The sequence below is a fragment of the Maribacter sp. PR1 genome (assembly GCF_028464145.1).
Classification (GTDB): domain Bacteria; phylum Bacteroidota; class Bacteroidia; order Flavobacteriales; family Flavobacteriaceae; genus Maribacter.
This window is the reverse complement of record NZ_JAQPCG010000004.1, coordinates 402,714-426,742: the sequence shown is the minus strand read 5'-3', so window position 1 is coordinate 426,742 and position 24,029 is coordinate 402,714. Positions and strand designations below refer to the sequence as shown.

The 24,029-nt window shown below is 38.4% G+C and carries 17 protein-coding genes and 1 tRNA gene; 15 read left to right on the top strand and 3 right to left on the bottom strand.

Features of this window, described 5'->3' with window-relative positions; translation table 11 throughout:
* Positions 1–152 precede the first annotated feature (152 nt).
* A tRNA-Phe gene (locus PP182_RS10875) sits at positions 153–225 on the bottom strand.
* A 420-nt stretch (positions 226–645) separates the two neighbouring features.
* Here PP182_RS10875 and PP182_RS10870 point away from each other — a divergent pair.
* The 14 genes from PP182_RS10870 to PP182_RS10800 all read left to right on the top strand — a co-directional run bounded on the left by PP182_RS10870 (position 646) and on the right by PP182_RS10800 (position 19,350).
* The gene (locus PP182_RS10870; RefSeq protein ID WP_272651271.1) at positions 646–2,286 is read left to right on the top strand and encodes a TldD/PmbA family protein; all 1,641 of its coding nucleotides are present in this window, start codon (positions 646–648) and stop codon (positions 2,284–2,286) included.
* Between the two features lie 28 nt (positions 2,287–2,314).
* Positions 2,315–3,631, top strand: coding sequence for a TldD/PmbA family protein (locus PP182_RS10865; RefSeq protein WP_272651270.1), 1,317 nt, complete (start codon positions 2,315–2,317; stop codon positions 3,629–3,631).
* Positions 3,632–3,716: 85 nt separating this feature from the next.
* Positions 3,717–4,337, top strand: a complete 621-nt coding sequence (locus tag PP182_RS10860; protein WP_272651269.1) for a DUF4159 domain-containing protein — start codon at positions 3,717–3,719, stop codon at positions 4,335–4,337.
* A 9-nt stretch (positions 4,338–4,346) separates the two neighbouring features.
* Positions 4,347–5,351, top strand: a complete 1,005-nt coding sequence (locus PP182_RS10855; protein WP_272651268.1) for an AAA family ATPase — start codon at positions 4,347–4,349, stop codon at positions 5,349–5,351.
* A 7-nt stretch (positions 5,352–5,358) separates the two neighbouring features.
* Positions 5,359–6,255: a DUF58 domain-containing protein gene (locus PP182_RS10850; protein WP_272651267.1), complete on the top strand. Its 897-nt coding sequence runs from the start codon at positions 5,359–5,361 to the stop codon at positions 6,253–6,255.
* Positions 6,256–7,542, top strand: coding sequence for a BatA domain-containing protein (locus PP182_RS10845; RefSeq protein ID WP_272651266.1), 1,287 nt, complete (start codon positions 6,256–6,258; stop codon positions 7,540–7,542).
* A complete protein-coding gene (locus tag PP182_RS10840; RefSeq protein WP_272651265.1) occupies positions 7,539–9,740 on the top strand; it encodes a tryptophan-rich sensory protein in 2,202 nt (733 codons plus the stop codon). Before PP182_RS10845 ends, PP182_RS10840 begins: the two co-directional genes overlap by 4 nt.
* The gene (locus PP182_RS10835) at positions 9,730–11,472 is read left to right on the top strand and encodes a hypothetical protein (RefSeq protein WP_272651264.1); all 1,743 of its coding nucleotides are present in this window, start codon (positions 9,730–9,732) and stop codon (positions 11,470–11,472) included. The genes PP182_RS10840 and PP182_RS10835 overlap by 11 nt, the downstream gene beginning before the upstream one ends.
* 46 nt (positions 11,473–11,518) lie before the next feature.
* Positions 11,519–12,247: a type III pantothenate kinase gene (locus PP182_RS10830; RefSeq protein WP_272651263.1), complete on the top strand. Its 729-nt coding sequence runs from the start codon at positions 11,519–11,521 to the stop codon at positions 12,245–12,247.
* Complete coding sequence (locus tag PP182_RS10825) at positions 12,248–13,534, top strand: hypothetical protein (protein WP_272651262.1); 1,287 nt, start codon at positions 12,248–12,250, stop codon at positions 13,532–13,534. It abuts the gene before it with no gap.
* A gap of 39 nt (positions 13,535–13,573) precedes the next feature.
* Positions 13,574–14,944 (top strand): tetratricopeptide repeat protein, encoded by a 1,371-nt coding sequence (locus tag PP182_RS10820; RefSeq protein WP_272651261.1) that lies wholly within the window; start codon positions 13,574–13,576, stop codon positions 14,942–14,944.
* A gap of 5 nt (positions 14,945–14,949) precedes the next feature.
* On the top strand, positions 14,950–15,555 hold the full coding sequence (gene lptC, locus PP182_RS10815) for an LPS export ABC transporter periplasmic protein LptC (RefSeq protein WP_272651260.1): 606 nt from the start codon (positions 14,950–14,952) through the stop codon (positions 15,553–15,555).
* A 264-nt stretch (positions 15,556–15,819) separates the two neighbouring features.
* Entirely contained in the window at positions 15,820–17,040 is a 1,221-nt protein-coding gene (locus PP182_RS10805) for a hemolysin family protein (protein WP_272651287.1), read from the top strand.
* A 189-nt stretch (positions 17,041–17,229) separates the two neighbouring features.
* The gene (locus PP182_RS10800; protein WP_272651258.1) at positions 17,230–19,350 is read left to right on the top strand and encodes a peptidylprolyl isomerase; all 2,121 of its coding nucleotides are present in this window, start codon (positions 17,230–17,232) and stop codon (positions 19,348–19,350) included.
* A gap of 50 nt (positions 19,351–19,400) precedes the next feature.
* Here PP182_RS10800 and PP182_RS10795 read toward each other — a convergent pair whose 3' ends face one another.
* Positions 19,401–20,306 carry a GYDIA family GHMP kinase gene (locus PP182_RS10795; protein WP_272651257.1) on the bottom strand — a complete coding sequence of 302 codons (906 nt, stop codon included), beginning with the start codon at positions 20,304–20,306 and terminating at the stop codon, positions 19,401–19,403.
* Positions 20,306–21,625 (bottom strand): hydroxymethylglutaryl-CoA reductase, degradative, encoded by a 1,320-nt coding sequence (locus PP182_RS10790; RefSeq protein WP_272651256.1) that lies wholly within the window; start codon positions 21,623–21,625, stop codon positions 20,306–20,308. Before PP182_RS10790 ends, PP182_RS10795 begins: the two co-directional genes overlap by 1 nt.
* A gap of 218 nt (positions 21,626–21,843) precedes the next feature.
* On the opposite strand from PP182_RS10790, the gene PP182_RS10785 reads away from it, so the two are divergent.
* Positions 21,844–24,009 carry a S9 family peptidase gene (locus PP182_RS10785; RefSeq protein WP_272651255.1) on the top strand — a complete coding sequence of 722 codons (2,166 nt, stop codon included), beginning with the start codon at positions 21,844–21,846 and terminating at the stop codon, positions 24,007–24,009.
* The last annotated feature ends 20 nt before the right edge of the window (positions 24,010–24,029 follow it).

The following is a 24,029-nucleotide window of genomic DNA, read 5'->3' as shown; positions in this document are numbered from 1 at the left end:
CGTTTTTCCTTTGTTCCCAAAAGTCAATACACAAACCCAACAGCCTAATCGGCTGTTGTTTTTTTATCCCCAAAACCTATTAAGCGTAAACGCTTACGGTATTTGTCATAAAAAAACCCATCACACTAAAGTGGATGGGTTTGTGCATATTGTGGTACCTCCAGGAATCGAACCAGGGACACACGGATTTTCAGTCCGTTGCTCTACCAACTGAGCTAAGGTACCAAGTCCCGATAGCTATCGGGATAGCGGCTGCAAATATAATTTCAAATTTGACATATACCAACTAAAAAACAAAAAAAGCCGTGTTTTGTTTTATAACTCCCTTCCAAATTTCTGATTTTTAGATATTTCATGGTGATAAGTTCCACTGTGATCTAGTTTACAAGGGTTTTACAAATTCTTATATATTGTCTCATCAAAATATGAATTTCATAAAATGTTCTTAATTAAATCTAAAAGCGACGGGTACTTATAGGTATAATTCCCTATTTTAGAAGCCTAACGGATTAATAAACTTGATAGTGTTTATAAGATAGTGATACCTCTATAAAGGGTATTGTTCAATGCTCATCAGTTGCTTCATCCAACTATATTCATATTTCTAAGGATACTGACCAACAAGAATTTAATTAATACGAACACATGAAAAGAAGAAACTTTGTACAATTATCCGGAATGGGAGCGGCCTCTTTATTGGTACCCGCAAGCATGATGGGTAATGTTATTGAAACCGAAGCCCTTTTGGAACCGGGAATGGATGTCGCCATGAAAAAGAAAATGGCAGATGTCGCCCTAAATACCGCAAAATCATTAGGGTCTAGTTATGCGGATGCCCGTATAGGTAGGTACCTTAATCAATATGTATTCACTAGAGAGGATAAGGTCCAAAATGTGGTGAATACTGAATCCTTTGGTATTGGTATCCGCGTTATAGCTAATGGTACCTGGGGTTTTGCTTCGACCAATAATGTAACGGAGGATGGTATAAAAAAAGCTACACAACAAGCGGTTGCGATTGCCAAGGCCAATTCCAAGATTCAAAAAGAACCTGTAAAACTGGCCCCTGTACAGGCGCACGGTGAGGTTTCATGGAAAACACCTATAAAGAAGGATTTTAAGGATGTACCGGTTTCGGAGAAAGTAGATTTATTGTTAAGTGCGAACGCGGCTGCCATGGATAATGGGGCCAATTTTGTGAATTCGGCCTTGTTTATGGTTAATGAGCAGAAGTATTTTGCATCTACGGATGGTTCGTATATCGATCAAGATGTACACAGAATATGGCCTACATTCAGTGTAACGGCCGTAGATAGGGAGGCCGGTAAATTCAAGACCAGACAGGCCATGAGCGCCCCAATGGGACTTGGTTATGAATATATGGACGGTCTAGCGTCCGAGAAAATGGAGGGTCCCGCAGGCATTACTTTATACAGTAAGAGTTACGATATTGTAGAAGATGCCGTGCAAGCCGCCAAACAGGCCAAGGAAATGCTCACGGCCAAATCGGTTGACCCTGGAAAATATGATTTGGTCTTAGAACCAAACCACTTGGGACTTACCATTCATGAATCGGTAGGGCATCCTTTGGAATTGGATCGTGTACTTGGATACGAGGCCAATTATGCCGGAACCAGTTTTGCAACTTTGGATAAATGGAAATCAGGTGATTTTAATTACGGTAGTGACATTGTAAATCTTGTAGCCGACAAGACCCAGGTTGGAAGTTTAGGCGCGGTAGGCTATGATGACGAAGGGGTCAAAACTAAAAAATGGGATTTGGTACGTAATGGTACCTTGGTAAACTATCAAGCGATACGAGATCAGGTGAATATTATTGATCAGAACGAATCCCATGGCTGTTGTTATGCACAAAGTTGGAACGACGTACAGTTTCAACGTATGCCAAATGTATCCTTGGAACCAGGAAAGGAGAAATATTCCATTGCTGAGATGATAAAGGATGTTGAAAAAGGGATTTATATCGCCGGACGCGGATCTTATTCCATCGACCAACAACGTTACAACTTCCAGTTTGGAGGAACGGTTTTTTACGAAATCAAAAACGGGGAGATTGTGGGTATGTTAAATGATGTGGCATATCAATCCAATACCCAGGAATTTTGGAATTCCTGTGCAAAGATTTGTGACGAGGGGGATTATAGAATGTTCGGATCTTTCTTCGATGGTAAAGGACAGCCTTCACAGGTAAGTGCTGTGTCTCACGGTAGTTCTACATCTAGGTTTAATGATATCAATGTAATTAATACAGGTCGTACCATTTAAAGGATACGCAATATAAAATATTCGAAAAATGGCAATATATACAGAAGAAGAGGCTAGAAAAATAATGGAAAAGGCGTTGAGCTTTTCTACTGCTGACGCATGTGAAGTAAATTTAAGTGGAAGCGAAAGTGGAAATATCCGATATGCCAGAAATACGGTTTCCACATCGGGTCATCGATCCAATCAATCGTTAGTGGTACAGTCCAATTTTGGTAAAAAATCTGGGACTGCAACAATTGACGAATTTGATGATGCTTCCTTGGAGAAGGTAGTAAAGAGGGCAGAGGAATTGGCACAATTGTCTCCGGAAAATCCAGAATTTATGGAGCCTTTAGAGCAGCAAAGCTATGATGAAGCCGTCAATTACATTGAGGCAACAGCAAATATAACTCCGGAGTATCGCGCTACGGTAGCTAATGACAGTATAACCCCGGCGGCATCCCAGGATGTAACAGCAGCAGGATTTTTGGATGATTCTTATGGCTTTAGTGCGATGATGAATTCTAAAGGCTTGTTTGCTTACAATAAATCATCCAACGTAGATTTTACGGTAACCATGAGAACCAATGATGGAACGGGTTCCGGATGGGTGTCCAGGGATTATAATGATATCAATAAGTTCGATGCTGCCGAGGCATCTAAGATTGCCATCGATAAGGCTGTATTGTCTAAGGAAGCATTGGCAATAGAACCTGGAAAGTATACCGTTATATTAGAACCCGCGGCAGCCGAGGACCTGCTTACTAATATGGCAAGGTCATTAAACGCACGTACTGCGGATGAAGGCCGAAGTTTCATGTCCAAAGAAGGTGGAGGGACAAAAATGGGCGAAAAGATTGTAGACGAAAGGGTTAATATTTGGTCGGATCCCCTTCATCCTGAAGTTCCTACGAGTACTTGGAACGGAGCTGGACAGCCCTTGAAGAAGACCTCTTGGATAGAGAATGGCGTGGTTAAAAATTTGGCCTATAGCCGTTATTGGGCGGAACAGCAAGGTGTTGATCCCGTACCGTTTCCAAACAACATAATCATGGCCGGTGGCGATGCTTCTTTGGATGATTTGATTAAGAGTACTAAAAAAGGAATTCTGGTAACCAGGCTATGGTACATTCGTTCAGTGGACCCACAGACCTTACTATACACCGGTCTTACCCGTGATGGAACGTTCTATATTGAGAATGGAAAGATTAAACATCCGGTAAAAAATTTCCGCTTTAATGAAAGCCCCGTTATTATGTTGAATAACTTGGAAACACTGGGAGAACAGGTGCGTATTAATGGTAATTTAATTCCTTACATGAAAATAAGGGACTTTACTTTTACGAGCTTGTCAGATGCCGTATAGATAATAAAAACTTGAAAGACTGGTTGCGATATTATTCCATTGCAACCAGTTTTTTCTTTTACCCAATAATCGAGAATTGAATATTTTGAGCAACGATTTTTTCTTTACCCGATTACAATATGAATCCGGCGATTGGGACGTAGATCAACGTATGCCGTCTAATCTACTCAATTCTTTGGTGGAGTATACCACCTTGCAGGTGAATACGGTGGAAAACATTGTGCCGTTGGCCAGTGATGATATTTTCAAATGTCCATTTTGTTATTTGTCCGGTCACAAATTGGTGCAATTTTCCAAAAAGGAGCGAGAGAATTTTAAAAAGTATGTGGATAATGGTGGATTTGTTTTTGTGGATGACTGCAATCATGATATCGATGGTCTTTTTGCAAAATCCTTTGAACGGCAGATGGAGGAAATTTTCGGTAACGAAGCACTGGTCAAACTTCCAAATGATCACGAACTGTACTCTGTTTTTTTCGATTTTGAGGATGGCCCTCCTACGACATCCCAAGAATTAAACGGGTGGGGAGACGATTTGGTCCATGAGTATCTTAAAGCGATTGAAGTCAATGGTAGGATAGGATTACTTTACAGCAATAAGGATTATGGTTGCGAATGGGACTATGATTTTAGGAATAAACGATGGTATAAAAACGATAATACAAGATTTGGAGTGAATATAGTGATGTATGCATTAACATCTTAAGAATAGTACATGGATAAAAATTTAGTGGCAGCGGAACAGGAGATAAAACAATTAACGGATAAGTTGCCGTTGCTTAAAAAGGAAATTGGAAAAGTGATAATTGGTCAGGAAGAGACTATAGAGCACATGCTTATCACTTTTTTGGCTGGTGGTCACGCTTTACTGGAAGGAGTCCCCGGTTTGGCGAAAACCTTATTGATAAAAACCATTTCCCAGGCGATAGACCTGGAATTCAATAGAATTCAGTTTACACCAGATCTTATGCCTTCCGATATTGTAGGTACGGAGATTTTGGAAGAAGATCATACCACGGGGAACAAATTTTTCAAATTTAACAAGGGCCCTATATTCGCCAATATTGTCCTGGCAGATGAAATCAACAGAACACCACCGAAAACTCAGGCGGCACTTTTAGAAGCCATGCAAGAATTTGAGGTCACGTATTCCGGTAAGACCTATAAAATGGACCGTCCATTTTTCATTTTGGCCACCCAAAATCCAATAGAGCAATCGGGAACTTTTCCACTTCCGGAAGCACAACAAGACCGTTTTCTTTTTTACATAAAAATTGGATACCCATCTGCAACAGAGGAGGAGACTATCCTTAAGCATACAACAGGTTCGAATAAGCCTAAAGTGGAAAAAATTATCAGTGGTCCAGAAATTATCCGTCTTCAGGAATTGGTGCGGGATGTGTATATCAGTGATGATCTTATCGCCTATGTAAGTAACATTGTTAGGGCAACGCGCCCAGAATCTACGGAAAATGGTTTTGTAAAAGAATGGGTAAGTTGGGGAGCGGGTCCAAGGGCAGGTCAAGCCATGATTCTGACCGCCAAGGCAAGGGCGCTACAAGAGGGACGTTTTTCGGTAACCTTCGAGGATTTGAAAAATGTTGCCTATCCCGTTCTTAGACACCGGGTTATTGTGAATTTTAGAGCTGAGGCCGAGGGCATAGATTCTGATAAAGTGACACAAGAACTACTAGAAAATATTAAGGTAAACACAAAGTAATTACTATTTGAAAGCTGATTACAGAAAATTATTTGAGCCTAAAATAATCAACAGTGTATCCGGACTGGCGTTGATTGCCAGGGTAATTGTTGATGGTTTTTTGTCCGGTTCACATCAAAGTAGACGGGTAGGGCCCGGGCAGGAATTTAGCCAATATAGAGGATATCAACCTGGGGATGACATGCGTTTGTTGGATTGGAAGATGCTGGCCCGTTCCGGTCGTTATTATATCAAGGAATCGGACATAGATACTCAGGTTAATGTGAAGTTTATTATCGACACAAGCGCTTCCATGTTACATGAAGAAACGGGACTAAAAAAAATCGACTTCGTAAGAGTTCTCGTGGCATCGTTAGCTTATTTATCCCATGGCCAAGGAGATATGGTTGGTCTCTATGCCCTCAATAATTCTGGGCTTAAAAGTGTTTATCCAGCCTCCCACAAAAAGCATTACAATAGAATTTTGCACGAATTGATTGAAATGAAGGTTGGGGGTGAATGGCCATCGAACCTGGATGATTTGAACAAAATCCATCAAAGGACCCAAAAGGAATTACTTTTTGTAATTACGGATATGCATGAAATGGATACCGAATTGACGCATTGGATACATCATTTAAAGACTTCTAGAAATGAAGTCGTTGTACTTCATGTTCTAGGTGAAAATGAGCTGGAGTTTAATTATTCGGGTGCTTTGGTTTTCGAAGATTTGGAAACAGGTAAAAAGGTTAAGGTAGATGCCACAAATGCAAAAAAAACATATTTAGAATCGCTTGAAAATAATTTGGAAGAAATTAAGAATGCCTGTCTCAGCAAAAATATCGGCTACGAGCTTTTCAGTTTAAAAAACCCAATCGAGGAGGCCTTGCAATTATTTCTAAAGAAAAGGATAGAACTTAGATAGATGACACTTCTGCAACCTACATATCTCTGGGGGTTATTATCTTTATTTATCCCCATCATCATTCACTTGTTGAATAAAGGGGATGTGAAGACCATAAAGGTAGGTAGCGTAAAGTATCTAAAGGAATTCGACACCAAGCAATCTAGAAAAATAAGACTCAATGAGTTACTTCTGCTTTTTTTGAGGATTTTATTATTGGCGCTTTTGGTTTTTTATTTGGCAACCCCACGATGGAAAGTCAAATCCAACAGGGCACCAATTACCTACCTCATAGAACCATCTTTGTTAGAAGATGGAAAAATACAAACCGTTTTGGATTCATTGCCCCGAGAAAATCTTCGGTTATTCTCAAAAGGATTTCCAGCGATAACCGAAGATATCGAGAATGAAGAAATTCCTAATTATTGGCAACTTGCCCAGAATTTATCGGAAATTCAATCGGACAGCTTTGTCTTGTTTACGAAAGGACTTCTTTCAGGGATAAAGGGCTTGCGACCTAAAATTCCAAAGAATATCAATTGGGTCCTTGTAAATGATGAACCTGTCATTCGGGAATTTGTGGGTGCCAGAAGACTAAAAGATTCTGTTTTATTATATGAAGTGAAAAGTAATCCTCAACGCACCGAGTTGAACAGGACAAAGCTGTCCCAACAGGATGAAAGCATTATTTCTGCTAGTTTGGACAGTTTGGAACTGAAGACGGAGAACGGAAACTTTAAAATTCCTTTATTGGCCAATGATACGCTGAATGTCGCCATTGCCTTTGATACTAACTATGAGAGAGAAATGCAATACATTTCCGCATCCCTTAAGGCCATAGCTCAGTATGGATTGCGCAAGATTCACGTTGAAAAATCGGATTCGGTTGCTTTAATAAACCTAGAAAATAAGGTGGACCTGTTGGTATGGTTAAGGGATGATCTACCGGACAAATTAGGCCTAACAACTATTACCCTACAATTGGATACATTGACAAATAGCTTGATCAAAACAACTGATCAAAAGGGATTGTATCAGTTAACCGATAGATTAACGATTAGTAATACGATAGCGAGTGACCTAACGAGGACTTTGGCTCAGCTCCTTTTGAAAAACGACAGTATATCCAAAAATATGGAATTGCTTGACCAAAGAATTTTGCCAGAGGCCGAAATAGCTTCAATATATTCGAAAAAAGAAAAATCCGCTCAAAATTTTAAAACCATGGACATGTCACCATGGCTATGGTTAGCCATAGCTTTGGTTCTAATAGCTGAACGTATAATTGCCAAACTGAGAAAGCAATGAAGGAGGCTAGGGATATCTTACATAATGCTTTGGCCAAATGGAGGCTAATTAGAATTTCTGAAATTCTTCTTTTGAGTTTAGCCTTGGCTATATGTACCTATCTTTTGTTTTTGAATCTATGGGTTGCAGTAGGATTTTTGATTTTTATTTTTACTATAGGAGTTCTTTTCATAAAACCTTGGAAATACTCCCTTTCCAATATTTGTTCGCACATAGACATGACAGTTTTGCCTATGGAGCATAGTACGGGACTGCTTCTAGAAAATGAAGCTAACCTAAATGTATTGTCCAAAATTCAGCAAGCGAGAATTAGCGAAAAGCTGCGGCAACACAAACGGAAAATACATTTTAAAAATTATTTATATCCAATTATAGGTTTTGCGTTGGTTTGTATAATAGCCGCTTGGATAATGAATATAACCGGAGTGCTCCAAACAAAAAGCGGTAAAAATAAAATCCCTCAAAGTGACATTGTAAACTTTCAAGTCTTGGATTCCGTTCCGAAAGAAATTATTGCACCGAAAATTACGGAACAGAATATTAGCATACGCTACCCCTCCTATACCAATGAACCGGTTAGGTCTACTTCTAATATGAATTTAAAAGTATTGGAAGGATCCAGAATTACGTGGAACATTAAGTTTGATCAAACTTTAAAACAGGCTTTATTGAAACTTGGGGCAGATTCTCTTGAGATGGCATTTAAAAATGACTCATATTCAAGGACAATTACCGCGGATTACTCCAACTTTTATTCGATAAAGTTTACGGATTCTGAAAACCACGGTTATTTGTCGGACTTATTTTCCTTGGAAACTTTTGGTGATGAGCCTCCCGTAATAGCTTTGAAAGGGTTAAAGCAATTCAGTTCATTCGAATTTGATGGCCCTCAACAATTAGAATTTACCACGATACTTGATGATGATTTTGGAATCAGCAATGCGGCCATCATTGCAACGGTTAGTAAAGGGACAGGAGAATCGGTAAAATTTAGGGAGGAGCGATTGAGCTTTGATACCAAGTTTTCTCCAAATAATAAAAGTCAGGAATTAAAAAAAATATTGAATTTAAGGGACTTAAAAATGGAACCGGGGGATGAACTCTATTTTTATGTGGAGGCCATGGACAATAAACAACCTAAACCCAATGTTTCCCGGACCGAGACCTATTTCTCGGTCATTAAGGATACGGTTAGTGACCTATTTGCTGTGGAAGGTTCTTTGGGAGCCGATCTAATGCCCGATTATTTTCGAAGTCAACGTCAATTGATAATTGATACGGAAAAACTATTAAAAGAAAAACCTTCCATTAAAAAACAGGAGTTTAATTCTAGAAGCAATGAATTGGGTTTTGATCAAAAGGCCTTAAGAATTAAATATGGCGAATTCATGGGCGATGAAACAGAAGCTGGGTCTATTACCATGGGGGTAGAAGAAGAGACTGGAGATACTGACCCACTTGCAGATTACACGCATGATCATGATGGGGCCAACGAACACAATCTAGTGGATGAAGAACATGAAGGGCATGAAGATGAAGAAGGAGATGAAGATCCTTTGGAAGCCTATGTACACAATCACGAGAATCCGGAGGCATCGACCTTGTTCGCTCAATCCTTAAAAAGCAAATTAAAGCAGGCTATGGCAGAAATGTGGGATGCCGAGCTCTACTTACGACTTTTTGAGCCTGAAAAATCACTTCCGTATCAATATAAAGCACTCAAATTAATTCAAGAAATCAAAAACAGTGCGCGAATATATGTTCACAGAATAGGATTTGACCCACCGCCGATTAAGGAAGATAAGCGCCTCACCGGCGAACTAGATGAAATTGGAAATTTCACCAAAAATGAATTCATTGAGCAAAAGGAACTGTATCCAAATATGGAAGAAGCCTTGGCACGATTGGAAATGTTATGGATTACTGAAGAAAAAATAACTAAAGAAGATAGGCTATTACTGGACAAAGCGGGTAATGAGTTGGCGCGTTTGGCCATTGAAGAACCTAGTAAGTATTTGGAAACTTTACAGGCTATAAAATGGCTTAGCGAGTCGGAATACTTAGATGTCGCTCGGATAAAGATTGCGATAAAAGGTTTATACTCGGCACTTCCCCCAAAGGATATTTTACCAAGCGCCCAGCAGAAATATAACAGTGAACTAACCAACCTTTTTATAGAAGCTCTCAATGTGGAATAGTGAAATTAATTTTGAACATGTTGAGTGGGTGCCAGCTATTAGTATTAGCGGTTTTTTATTGTTGGTCGTTTTTCTTTGGAAGGAATGGAAAGGAGTTCATAACCGGAGTTTCTATATCAATTCCTTCATTGGTTTTATTTCAATTTTATCATTGGGTTTATTAATGTTAAGTCCGACAATGATGAAGGAGGTCAAAGGGGAAGCAGTATTATTGACCGCAGGTTATGCGGAGGAACAGCTGGATAGTTTATACAAAAGTAATGGTCGGTTAACTACAATCAATTACACACCGGGGATGGATTTGTTAACACAGCTAGACTCTGTAAATCAGTTGCTGGTCATGGGGTATGGGATAAAGGATTATGATTTATGGCAGTTAGAGAGGCAGCAAGTTGAGTTTATTCCTACCGAAATTTCTGAGGGAATCGTAAAATTAGATTTTACCCAAAATGCTATGGTCGGTGAGGATTGGACTGTTGAGGGATTATACAGGAATCCGAGAGAAAAAACAAAATTAGTATTGCAGGGCCCAGGAAGGGAGGATTTGGATTCAGTATTATTAACTGAAAGGAACTCTCAAAATTTTAGTTTGAAAGCCAATCTCAAGGTCAAAGGCAAGTTTGTTTATAAGCTTCAAATTAAGGATAGTACGGGTATTGTCATTGAAAATGAATCCTTGCCACTGGTTGTGGAAGCGAAAAAAGTTTTAAAAATTCTATTGGTAAATGAGTTTCCTTCTTTTGAAACAAAATACTTGAAAAACTTTTTGGCCGAACAAGGTCATGAAGTGGTAGTGAAAACAAAACTCACTGTTCAGAAATATAAGTTTGAATATTTTAATACAGATAAGGTTGCTATTTATGCTTTGAATACTGATAGTTTATATGAATTTGATTTAATTGTTTTCGATGATAAATCCCTAAATAACCTTTCAAGGTCGGAGCAATCCATACTTGCTAAAAGTGTACTTGAAAATGGCATGGGGGTATTTGTTCAGCAAACCGAAGATTCTTTTCAGGGTAAAAACGCGTTGGTAGAGTTTGAAACAATTCGGGATAATCAAACTACACTACAATTAACAAATTGGCCCAAAAACACTCTGGAAAAGTTTCCCGTTCAATATAGCGATACAGGTCTGTTAGGAATACCCATAGGGAACTTTGCCTTTTCCATTAAAAAAGGGAAGGGTCAGTACGGTAGTACCATATTAAAAAACACTTATCAATTGATTTTAGATGGAAATGAGTCCCAATACAGGGAAATATGGTCTCGCATTATCACTGAAATTAGCAGGAAGTCCGAACCATCAGGGTTTTTAAAAAGTAGCAATGATTTGGCATATTTGAACGAACCCTATGATTTCTCTTTTTTTACAAAGGATAGTAGTCCCATGATTGTATATAAAGAATTATATCAATTACCATTAATTAAAGATGTAGTCATGGTGGACGAATGGCACGGAACTACATATCCAAAAAAAATGGGTTGGCATTCTTTGGTTTCTGAAAAGGACTCATCTATTTATTCAAATTTTTATATCATGGATGGTAAGGAATGGAATACTCTTGTAAATGCACGAACGTTGAGGTCCAATAAAAGGTTCTTTAGTTTGTCTAATTCAAAGCCCGTGATAAAAAAAATACCGCAAATACTTGACAGAATATGGTTTTTTATGGTTTTTTTATTGGGTATGACTTATTTGTGGTTGGAGACTAAATTAAGAAACCTATAAGACCAAATACGATACATTTACCTATCTACTTTTATACCTTTACAGAATGAATTTAGTTGTTGACATTGGCAATACGTTTATAAAGTTCGCTGTTTTCGAAAAAAACGAAATTGTTTTTGACGAAAGTTTCAAACCCGATGCATTTACCAGTAAGGTTAAGGAGCTCTTTAATTGGAATCCAAAAATCAAAAGGGCTATTTTCTCATCTGTAGGTGAACCAAATAAACAATACCTTACCATTCTTACTTTGTTTTGCAAAGTCCACGTGTTAACACATAGGTCCAAGGTCCCCTTCAAAAATAGCTATGCCACCCCGCAAACGTTAGGAATTGATAGAATAGCCTTGGCAACTGCGGCCTATTATTATAACCCTCATAAAAACAAACTAGTTATAGACGCAGGAACGTGTATTACCTTTGAAATGGTGAATGATTTTGATGAATATTTAGGTGGAGCCATTTCACCAGGAATTGAGATGCGCTACAGGGCCATGCATGAACAAACATCAGCTTTACCTCTGCTTAAAAAGGAGATACCAATTGATTTAATAGGAAACACGACAGAAAGTAGTATGCATAGTGGGGTTATGAATGGTGTATGTTCCGAATTAGACGGAATCATTGATCAATACGCAAGCCGTTTTAAAGATTTAACAGTTATTTTAACAGGGGGTGATGCTCATTTTTTGTCTAAACGGCTAAAAAATACCATCTTTGCGGATTCCAAATTCCTGCTAAAGGGACTTAATTATTTGCTGGAATACAACAAGCACTAGATGATCAAGAAAATTGTAATTGCAATAGTGTGCATGGCCTCAGTGGGTATGTGCGCTCAAAATGGTACGGTTTCTCCCTATTCCTTTTTTGGTATTGGTGACTTAAGAACTTCAAGCACAGTAGAGAATCAAATGATGGGTCATATGGGTGTATACGCTGACAGCATTCACCTAAATTTGCAAAACCCTGCAGCCTATGGGAAGTTGGGACTCGAGGTTATGGACAAAGTGGGTCTCGTTGCCTATACCGCCGGTATTTCTAATAAACAGTTTAGGTTAAAGAGTTTTACGGAAGAGGAAAATACTTCTATAACCAATCTAGACTACCTTTCCCTTGGTTTTAGTCTGGGTAAAGGTCTTGGTATGGGTTTTGGTATAATGCCCTATTCTTCGGTAGGATACAATTTTGTGGATGAAAGAACGAGTGGCGGTCAGGCCTTAAGGAATATTTTTAGTGGAGAAGGAGATTTGACCAGGGTTTATTATTCTTTAGGTTATGAAATTTTCAAGGATATTAGTTTGGGAGTTACGGTAAATTATAATTACGGAACATTAAACAATGAAAGACTTCAACAAATCGAGGATATTCAGTTTGGAACATTTGATAGGAGGTATTCAGAAGTAAACGGCTTCGACTTTAATTATGCATTATTGTATACCCCAACTATAAAGGAAGACCATACGCTTCATACATCAATAAGAGTAAACACTCAGGGGAACCTGGTCTCGAAGAATGAGCGGAATATTGGTTCTTTTTCCGTGGCAACAGGTGGTAACATTGAGAATATAGATGTAAATTTGGATGCGAGTAACCTCCGAAATACAGAATTTAAGATTCCTACAACCACAACCCTTGGTTTGGGTTACGGGGAAGACTATAAATGGTTTTTAGGTGCGGAATATAGTTTTCAAGGTTTAAGTTCTTTTGAAAACCCTTTTTTAGGGTCGGGTAATATAGACTATAAAGATGCCAGTTCAATTGCTTTGGGGGGATTTTTAACTCCAAATGCAAATTCGTTCAATAGTTATTTTAATCGTATAACCTATCGAGCTGGAGTACGCTTGGATAGGACAGGAATGGTGGTTAATGATGTGGATATAAATAATTTTGGCATAACTTTTGGATTAGGGTTACCATTGGGAAGAAGTTTCTCCAATCTTAATATCGGATTTGAACTGGGTAGAAGAGGGACCACTAGGGCAAATCTTATAGAGGAAAGCTACTTCAAGGTCAATATAGGCCTCTCATTAAATGATCGTTGGTTCCAAAAACGAAAGATAGATTAATAAAATTTTAGTACATTAACCACTTTTAAAATTAGAATGATGAAAACGAAACTTTACTTCGCGGCAATTATGTTCCTTGGAATGATGGGAGTAAGCAATGCACAGGCACAAAATCCTGAATGTATGACCAACCTGTCCATATTTTCAGAGCATGCAAAAGTTAAAAATTATGATGCGGCCTATGAGCCTTGGAAAAAGACTTATGAAACGTGTCCCCAATTAAACAATGCGATTTACGTTTATGGTGAACGCATCCTAAAGGATAAAATTGACAAAGCTTCTGGGGCTGAAAAGGAAGGGTATGTTAATGAGTTACTTGGACTGTATGATAACAAGTTGACGCATTTCTCTTCAAAGACAAGTTTTGGAGAAACTATGGTCGATAAGGCTTTGACCAAGTACGATAACAAAATGGCGGATGATGCTGAAATGTACAGCATGTTATCAGAGGCCTTTACCAAAGATGAGGAGAACTTTACCAACCCCAAAGCCTTATATCTTTATTTTTCTAATTTGGTTGATTTGCACAGTGAAGGAAAAAAGGAGTTACAGGAAGTCTTTGATGTATATGATGCCGTTACAGGTAAGATAGAAGAAGAAAATGACAAACTTACCGATAAGATTGCCACACTACTTCCAAAAGAAGAGGCCGGTACCTTGACTTCCAAGGAGAAAAGATCTTTGAGAGTCTATAATTCTTATTCTGAAAACTATGGTAAAATTGCTGGTAGTATAGATTCTAAATTGGGGGCATTGGCAGATTGTAGTAATCTCATTCCTTTGTACGAGAAGAGTTTTGAAGAAAAGAAAAGCGATATAAACTGGGTAAAAAGAGCAGTAGGTAGAATGTACGGTAAAGAATGTACGGACGATCCATTGTTTGGAAAAATGGTTGAGGTGCAGGCACAACTTGATCCTTCTGCAGACGTTTATGTTTACCTAGGTTCCTTAAAGAAAAAGAATGGGGATACGCAAGGTGCGGTTGCAGACTTTAACAAGGCCTTGGAATTGGAAACGGATGGCAAGAAAAAATCGAACATAGCTTATAAAATTGCAACAAGCTATACTAAGACAAGTAGGTCTAGTGCTAGAAGTTATGCGCAAAAGGCTATTGATGCAAATCCGGCAAATGGCAGAGCCTATTTATTAATTGCGAGCCTTTATGCTAGTAGTGCCAATGAATGTGGCAGTACACCTTTTGATAAAAGAGCTATTTATTGGAAAGCTGCGGATATGGCAAGACAAGCTGGAAGGGTAGATCCTGCTTTAAGTGGAAGAGCTAGTCAAGCTGCTACAAGTTATAATGCCAAAGCACCGACCAAGGAGATGATTTTTAGTTCAGGTAAAGCTGGGCAGACGGTATCCTTCTCTTGTTGGGTAGGAGGTAGCGTTAAGGTACCTGCTTTGTAAATAAAATGACAAAACATTGTGCAGAAATATTTAAGGGCATTGCCATGATTTTCATGGCAATGCTTTTTTTTTCATGCAAGGACGATTATAAACGGGTAGGTGATGAGGCTAAAAAAGAGATATTCCCGCAAGGCGTAGCTGAGAATTTTGTACTTACCTATACTGAAATGCCGGATAAATTGAGTTCGGAGGAAGCAGGTTCTTCAAAAATACTGGCTGTTATTTCGGGTCCGATACGAAATGATTTTGAAAATTTAGAATTTCCTCATCAAACCTTTCCTGAGGGATTGCTTGTGGAAATTTTTAATGAGAAAAATGAAAAGACTACGATAGAGGCTGACTATGGTATCTACTATGCCGCTACAACAATTATTGATTTACAAGGCAATGTTGTTATAAAAGGGCATGATGGAAAAAAACTTGAGGCTCCCCAATTATATTATGATCGAGAAAACGAATGGGCGTTTACACAAGAAAAGTTTAAATTCACAAATCCAGAAGATGGGACTGTTATGGATGGCGAAGGAATGGATATTAAGAAAGACTTGACGTTTTTAAATGCCCATAAAACGTATGGTCTAATGTTGATTAAAGAAGATAAAAATGATTAAGATTTTAAAATATACAGAGTACCTCTACATTATTGTCGCCATTTTCTCCATTTACCGGATATATACGGATTGGAACACCGATAGAAATATGGCTTATTTTTTTATTTTTTTCGCAGTTGTTTCTATATCAATGTTCCTTTTTCGTAGGAATTACCGTAAAAAATTTGAACAACGAAATAAGGATAATCAGAAATAAAGGTGGATAGTGGTATCTTAATTATTGTTCTTTCCTTACTATTTTCGGCATTTTTCTCCGGAATGGAGATAGCTTTTGTTTCAGCCAATAAAATCCATATTGAAATAGAAAAGAAACAAGCCGGGTTTTTAGCAAAAGTTCTAACTAGACTCACAAAAAAACCATCTAAATTTATTGCTACCATGCTCATAGGTAATAATATAGCATTGGTGGTCTATGGTCTTTTTATGGGTGAATTACTCATGAACTGGTTTGCTGGAATGAACCCCGGGAATGAAATTCTTAGAGCTTTGCTGACGGATTTTAGTCTACTGTCACAAACCATCATATCAACTTTGGTCATTCTTATAACTGCGGAATTTTTGCCCAAGGTATTATTTCAGATTTATGCCAACAGTCTTTTAAAGCTCTTGGCCATTCCGGCCTATTTATTTTATTTGATTTTTAGCTTGATATCCGATTTTGTGATCTACGTATCGGACTTTATCCTAAAATATATTTTCAGGACTTCTGGTGATGAGGTGCAGTTGGCTTTTACCAAATTGGAATTGGGGGACTATATAACGGAACAAATGGAAACGGTGGAGGAAGAAGATGAAGTGGATTCTGAAATTCAGATTTTTCAAAATGCCTTGGAATTTGCCGAGGTTAAAGCTCGAGAGGTCATGGTGCCGCGAACGGAGATAATGGCCGTGGAAATTCATGAGACACCAAAAAATCTTGCGAAGCTGTTTACGGAGACCGGATTTTCTAAAATTTTAATCTTTAAGGATACCATAGACAATGTAATCGGTTATGTACATTCCTATGAGTTATTTAAAAAGCCCAAGACCATAAAGAGCATTTTACTGCCGGTGGAGTTTGTACCGGAAACTATGTTGATTCAGGATATCCTAAATGTACTTATTAAAAAGAGAAAGAGTATAGCCGTGGTTTTAGACGAGTATGGCGGAACTTCCGGACTAATGACTGTCGAGGACATCGTGGAAGAGCTGTTTGGTGAAATTGAGGACGAGCATGATTCAACAGACTTGAAGGAGGAAGAAATTGATGAAAGAAATTTTCTATTTTCTGCTCGCTTGGAAGTGGATTATATTAATGAAAATTATAAACTAGATCTCCCGGTAGGGGATGAGTTCGAGACCTTGGGTGGGCTTTTAGTGCACCAAGTAGGTGAAATACCAGAGAAGGATTCTGAGATTGTAATCGACCTTTTTAAGTTTACGGTGTTAGAAGTCTCCAATACCAAAATCGACTTGGTTTCTCTAGAATTATTAGAAGAGGAATAACACTGGCCACTCCATATTTACCAACTATCTTGATGGAATTTTTTTTATGGGTCAAGGTGAATATAGGTTGGTTTCTTTTTAGGGGATTACAAGCTTCCCCTAAAGCCTTTTGGAGTGTTTTTTAGTTTTTATTATTTCAATTAAAAATGGTAATTTCGCGAACTGATTTAAATTATTTGATTCGATAGGATGGCAGTTTTAGAAAATATTAGAAAACGTACCACAGTTTTAATACTGATTATTGGTTTGGCACTTTTCGCCTTTGTTATTTCAGGCGTATTTACAAGTAGCAATTTTGGGGCTGGAGGAAAGATGGGTTCTTCGGTAGCTGAAATTAATGGAAATGAAATCTCCATTGATGAGTTTAGGCAAAAAGTGGAAACAGCTTCGCAAAGAATGGGACCTACGGTATCTTCCATGCAAACAATGAACCAAGTATGGGATCAAGAAGTTAGAAGAAGCATCTTAGAAGAACAATTTGAAGATTTGGGTATCGGTATTGAGCAAGACCAAATTGTGGATTTTCTTAGAACTACAGGTTATGCCCAGAATCCTGAATTTCAGAATGAAAATGGTGTTTTTGATGCCAATAGATTTAAGACAACAGTTTTGGACTGGAAAAACAACAATCCTGCACAATACGATTTTTGGTTGCAGACCGAAAAGGAAATTATCCAAATGGCCAAGGAACAAACCTATTTCGACCTTGTAAAAGCTGGAGTTGGTGCCACTTTAAAAGAGGGAGAGTTGGATTATAAGCTCGCCAATGAAAAATTGGATATTAGATATGTACGAGTACCCTATTCTTCTATCCCCGACAGCACCATCACAGTTACGAAAAGTGAAATTTCGGATTATATAAACGACCACAAGGAGGACTTTAAACAAGAACCTGCTAGGGATATCCAGTTTGTTTATTTCAACGAAAGGCCTTCTGAAGAGGATGATGCTTCAGTAAAGGAGGAAGTGACAAAATTGTTGGATGACTCTGTAGAATATAATTCGCAAAAGGATAGAAACGATACCATCAGTGGTTTTAGAAACACTGATGATATGGCGGCATTCTTGGATAGACATTCAGATGTTAAATTCGATACAATCTACAAAGCGAAGAAGAATCTTCCATCCAGTGTTGCCGACACTTTAATGACTTTAAATGTAGGTGAGATTTATGGTCCCTATAAAGATGCGGGTTCTTATAAAGTAACCAAAATGATGGGTAGAAAGCCCAATGGTTCTGTAAAGGCTAGTCATGTACTTATAGCCTATGAAGGTGCTACACGTGCAAATCCTGAGGTTACAAGAACAAAGGAAGAAGCAGAAAAAGAGGCCAATAGATTATTGGCTGAGGCTAAAAAGTCTGGTGTAGTTTTTGCCGAATTGGCTCGGGACAATTCCGATGGTCCTTCTGCCCCAAACGGGGGTGACCTTGGATACTTTCAGCAAGGAACAATGGTTCCTGAATTTAATGATTTTGCATTTGGAAATTCAGTCGGTACTATTGGATTGGTAGAAACCGATTTTGGTTTTCACATTATCAAGGTTGATGATAAGGAAGATATTGTTCAAGTAGCAACCTTGTCCAGGGAAATTGTACCATCCGAAGAAACGACAAATATGCTGTTTACGGACGCGACAAAATTTGAAATGGAAACTATTGCGGACGAAAGCTCATTTTCGGAAATAGCCAAAGAGAACGAGTACTTAGTTAGACCAGTGAACAAAATCAAGCAATTGGATGAAAACCTACCTGGTTTGGGTGCGCAAAGGAGTATTGTACAATGGGCGTTTAATGAGGATACGGAAGTTGGAGATATCAAGAGGTTTAACATCAACAATGGTTACGCCGTGGTACAATTAACTGGAAGTTATAAGGAAGGACTTATGAGTCCTGAAGATGCCTCTGCAACAGTATTGCCGATTATAAGAAAGGAAAGAAAAGCAGCACAAATAATAGCTGCGAATCAAGGTAAGGCAATGGATGCTATTGCTTCTGATAACAGCACTACTGTCTCTACGGCGAGTGCGTTGACCGTTAAATCCCCCACAATTCCTGGTGCAGGAAGCGAGCCTGTTGTTGTTGGCACGGCATATGGTATGAATGAAGGAGATACCTCTGGTTTGATAGAAGGCAATACAGGGATTTTTAAAATTGAACTTACCAAGAAGTCAGAAGCTCCGAAATTGGATAATTACGCTACATACGCCAATACTTTAAAGACAAATGCTGGGAACAGAGTGAACACTGAAGTTTATAATGCGCTTAAGGAATCCTCCGAAATAGAGGATAAGAGAGCTATATTCTACTAGTAAATCAATAAAAAGAAGTAAAAAAGGCCCTCATAAAAAGAGGGCCTTTTCTATAATATCATTTGAGTATAGGAAAGTATGGTTGTAAATCCTTTTTGGCTAAAATAACGCATCTCCTCCAGAGTGCCCGTTGCCATTATAAAGTCACCTCCCCATGCTCCAAGACTTTTAATACTTCCAGGAAAGTCATTGAAAAGCTGTTGTTTTACAGTAGGTATATCCAGAGTTTTGGAAATTAAATTTTCATGGGTGGCCATTATTCCTTCAAATTCAGAGAGACTATGACATTGAGTCATTTGTAGGGTAAGTTGGTTAATTTCCCTGATCAATACCTCTTTGTTCATAGTAAGTTTTCTGTAGGAATTAATGGCATCCCTACTATTTTGTTTTTTGTTCAAGTGAACAAAGAATATTTGATTCTTAAAAGAAGGGTTGAAATCAACCTTTTCAATTATTGGGGAATCCTTCTTATTGCTATAGGTTATAGGAGAATTGTTTTGAGCGCAGGCAATGTCATATCCGCTACCGCCAAAACTAGCAGATAAAAGGTCGTACGGATTCACTTGAGCCCAGTTGGCCATATTATTGATGAGTGTGGAGGACGAACCTAACCCCCAGTGTCTTGGAAAGGTCAATTTGGTATCGATATAACTGCCTTGGTAGTCATTAATAAAAGAGGTGTTGAGGTTACTTATCGCTTCAAATATTTGAACAAGTCTATTTGCTAAAGAAGTGTCTGAGGTGTCAAGTATTTCAAGATTAGGCAATGCCAAGTCTGCAGTAAACCAAGGTGTATTTGTATCGCCTAAACTTCGCCAGTTAATCTCACCTGTGTTAGATTGTTTAACGGTCAAAAATTGTCCGTACCTAGAGGGTACTGCCAATCCTTTAGCCCCATCTAATATTGCATATTCCCCGGTAAGTAATAATTTTCCATTGCTGTAAAACTCTTCCATTACTGCCTTCTCAAATTTTCAAGGGCATTTAAAACGCCTCTATGGGTTACCGTGTGCGTTTTAAAATGAGCTATGATAGATTCCTTTTCTTCTTCGGTAGCATTTTGCTGGTTTAGAATGTTCATCAGGTGCATTTTCATATGTCCTTTTTGTATTCCTGTGGTAACCAAAGAACTAACCGCCGCAAAATTCTGTGCCAATCCGGCAACGGCCATAATTTGCATCAATTCCTGTGCGGAAGGATTTTGTAGAATTTCAAGATTTAGTTTTACCATAGGATGAAGTTTGGTCAATCCACCAACGGTGCCCAAGGCTAAAGGTATTTGAATCCAAAACTTAAATGTTTCATTAATTATTTCGGCATGGGTTAAACTACTGTAAGTCCCATTTTTGGAGGCATAGGCATGCGCCCCAGCTTCAATCGCCCTAAAATCGTTACCAGTGGCAAGTACCACAGCATCGATACCGTTCATAATACCTTTATTGTGGGTTACGGCACGATAGGGTTCCACCTTTGCTATTTCCACAGCCCTGAGCATCTTTTCCGCAAAGTCTTTGGGTGAGATGTCCTTGGAAATGGTTAATTCTTGGATTGGGCAACTTACTTCGGCCCTAACCAAACAGTGAGGAACATAATTGGAAAGAATACTCATTACTACTTCAATCTGTCGCTCTTCCTCGGAAAACTTCGAATAGTGTAGGGCCTCATTCTTAAGCGTGGCGGCAAATTGCTCCAGACAACTATTAATGAAGTTGGCGCCCATCGCGTCTTTAGTTTCAAAAGTACAATGCAGTTGAAAATAGTTTTCCAACTCTTTTGTTTTATTCCTTAGTTCTATATTGGATATGCCTCCGCCACGTTTTACCATACTATTGGTTAGGTGGTCTGCATCCGATATTAATTTCGACTTTGTATCATTGAAAAAGGATTCTAGTCTAGGATAACTGCCTTTAAAGATAAAATGGACTTGCCCTACTTTTTCCGTTCCTAGAACCTTTGCCTTAAATCCCCCTTTATTGAACCAAAACTTGGCAGCCTTGCTGGCCGCGGCTACCACAGAACTTTCTTCAATGGCCATAGGAATGGCGTAAAGGGTGTTGTTAATTAAAAAGTTGGGTGCAATCCCCATGGGCATATAAAGGTTGCTTATCGTGTTTTCTATGAACTCATCATGGAGCTGCTGTACCCTGGAATCTGTATTCCAATAAGTTTCAAGGATTTTTTTGGACTGGTCGGGTTTTTGAGTGTAGTTTTTTGCAATCCAATTTATTTTTTCTGTTTTGGAAAGCTTGGAAAAACCACTTATCGGTTTTGTCATTCTATACGTTTTCTAGGTAAAGTTGGCTCACTTTTAAAACCTATTAAGAGGTATTAAAATTGGTATTTACGGGCAAAGATAAGGATAATGACACGAACATAAATGAACGTAAATGAACGTGAAAGCAGCGTTAAAGTTGAGTTCTTTTTATAGGTAAAACCGAGGTTTTTTATAGAATTAGTATTAAACTTGGAGAATTTAACAAATTTCATCATTTCATGCGAATATTATACATTCTAGCGCTTTGCTTTATTGGTTTTCAGTCGGGGATTTTTGCCCAAGAAAAAAAGGTTACCGTAGAAGATATTTATACAGGAACATTTAGTACCCAAGGGTTGGATGTATTACGATCTATGAACAATGGAAAACAATACACAGTTTTGAATTCCGACCGGAGTAAGAAGATTTCATACATTGATAAGTATGATTATAGAACCTTGGAAAAAGTTGAAACAATAGTTTCTTCCGAGGATTTGGATGGTGTATCAAGTTTTTCTTCCTACCAATTTAGTGATGACGAGTCTAAAGTATTATTGGCCACGGAAGTCGAGTCTATTTTTAGAAGGTCAACGCTAGGAATTTTTTATATCTATGATATTGCTTCCAAAAAACTTACTAAAATAAGTAGGGACAAAATACAGGAACCTGCGTTATCCCCAAATGGAAAAAAGGTCGCCTTTGTCAAGAACAACAATTTGTTTGTAATGGACTTGGGTGATGGTGAAACCAAGCAAATGACCCTGGACGGAGAAAAGAATAAAATAATAAATGGAGTGACCGATTGGGTCTACGAGGAAGAATTTGCCTTCGTGCGGGCCTTTGAGTGGAATGCCGACGGGTCTAAAATCGCATTTTTAAGATTCGATGAGACCAATGTACCGGAATTTTCAATGGACATGTACGGTACCGAAAAATATCCTGAGCAAAACGTATTTAAATACCCAAAGGCAGGTGAGGATAATGCCACGGTAAGTTTGCACATATTGGATATTACAAGCGGTACTATTTCGAATATTGATTTCGGGAACCCCTATTACATACCAAGGATCAAATGGATGAACAACGCAAACTCGTTAAGTGTTCAGACCATTAACAGACACCAAAACAATTTGAAGCTATATGAGGTGAATGCCAAGACCAATACCTTTGAGTTACTTCTTGAAGAAACCGATGATGCTTATGTAGATATTACGGACAACCTCACTTTTTTGGCAGATGATAGTTTCATTTGGAGTAGTGAAAAAGACGGTTGGAACCATATTTATCTCTATAATCACGATGGTGAATTAATGAACCAAATTACCAAAGGGGAATGGGAAGTTACACGGTATTATGGGTATGACCAGGATGAGGATAAAATTTATTTTCAATCTACCGAAAATGGTTCAATCAATAGAGGTGTTTACAGTGTAGGAAGTGATGGCCGCAAGAAAAAAGAGCTTGCCGTAAGTGAAGGAACCAATTCAGCATCTTTCAGTACGGACTTTACCTATTTCATCAACACATTCTCTAATGCGACAACACCACCCGTGTATACCTTACACCATGCACTTACCGGTAAAAAGGTCAAGGATATTAAAGATAATACAGCTTTGTTGAGCAAATTGAATGATTATAACATTAACCCAAAGGAGTTTTCAACCATAAATATAAACGGCTACGATTTAAATATGTACATTATAAAGCCTAAGGATTTTGATTCTTCAAAAAAATACCCCTTGCTCATGTATCAATATAGTGGTCCAGGTTCCCAAAGTGTAAGTAATACTTGGTTCAATGCCAGGGATTATTGGCATCAGACCTTAGTGGCCGAGGGTTATATTGTAGCTTGCGTTGATGGCCGTGGAACGGGTTACAAAGGAAGGGATTTTAAAAAAATCACGTATTTAAATCTGGTCAAGTATGAGACCGAAGATCAAATTGCTGCAGCAAAGAAGTTAAGTGAGAGAGGGTATATTGATGCCGATAGGACCGGGATATGGGGTTGGAGCTTTGGTGGGCATATGGCAACCAATTCCCTACTAAAGGGAAACGATACTTTTGAAATGGCCATTGCCGTTGCCCCTGTTACTTCATGGCGATTTTATGATACTATTTACACCGAGCGCTTCATGCGTACACCAGATGAAAATCCCGGTGGATATGATGATAATTCACCTTTTAACTATCCCGAATTGCTTAAGGGTGATTTTTTACTTATCCATGGGTCGGGAGATGATAATGTGCATGTACAAAACACGATGCGGATGATAGAAGCCCTTGTACAGGCGAACAAGCAATTCGATTGGGCCATTTACCCGGATAAAAATCATGGTATCTATGGCGGAAACACCCGAATTCATTTGTTTAACAAGATGACCAATTTTGTAAAGGAAAATTTATAATCAACCTAAAAACCAAATCA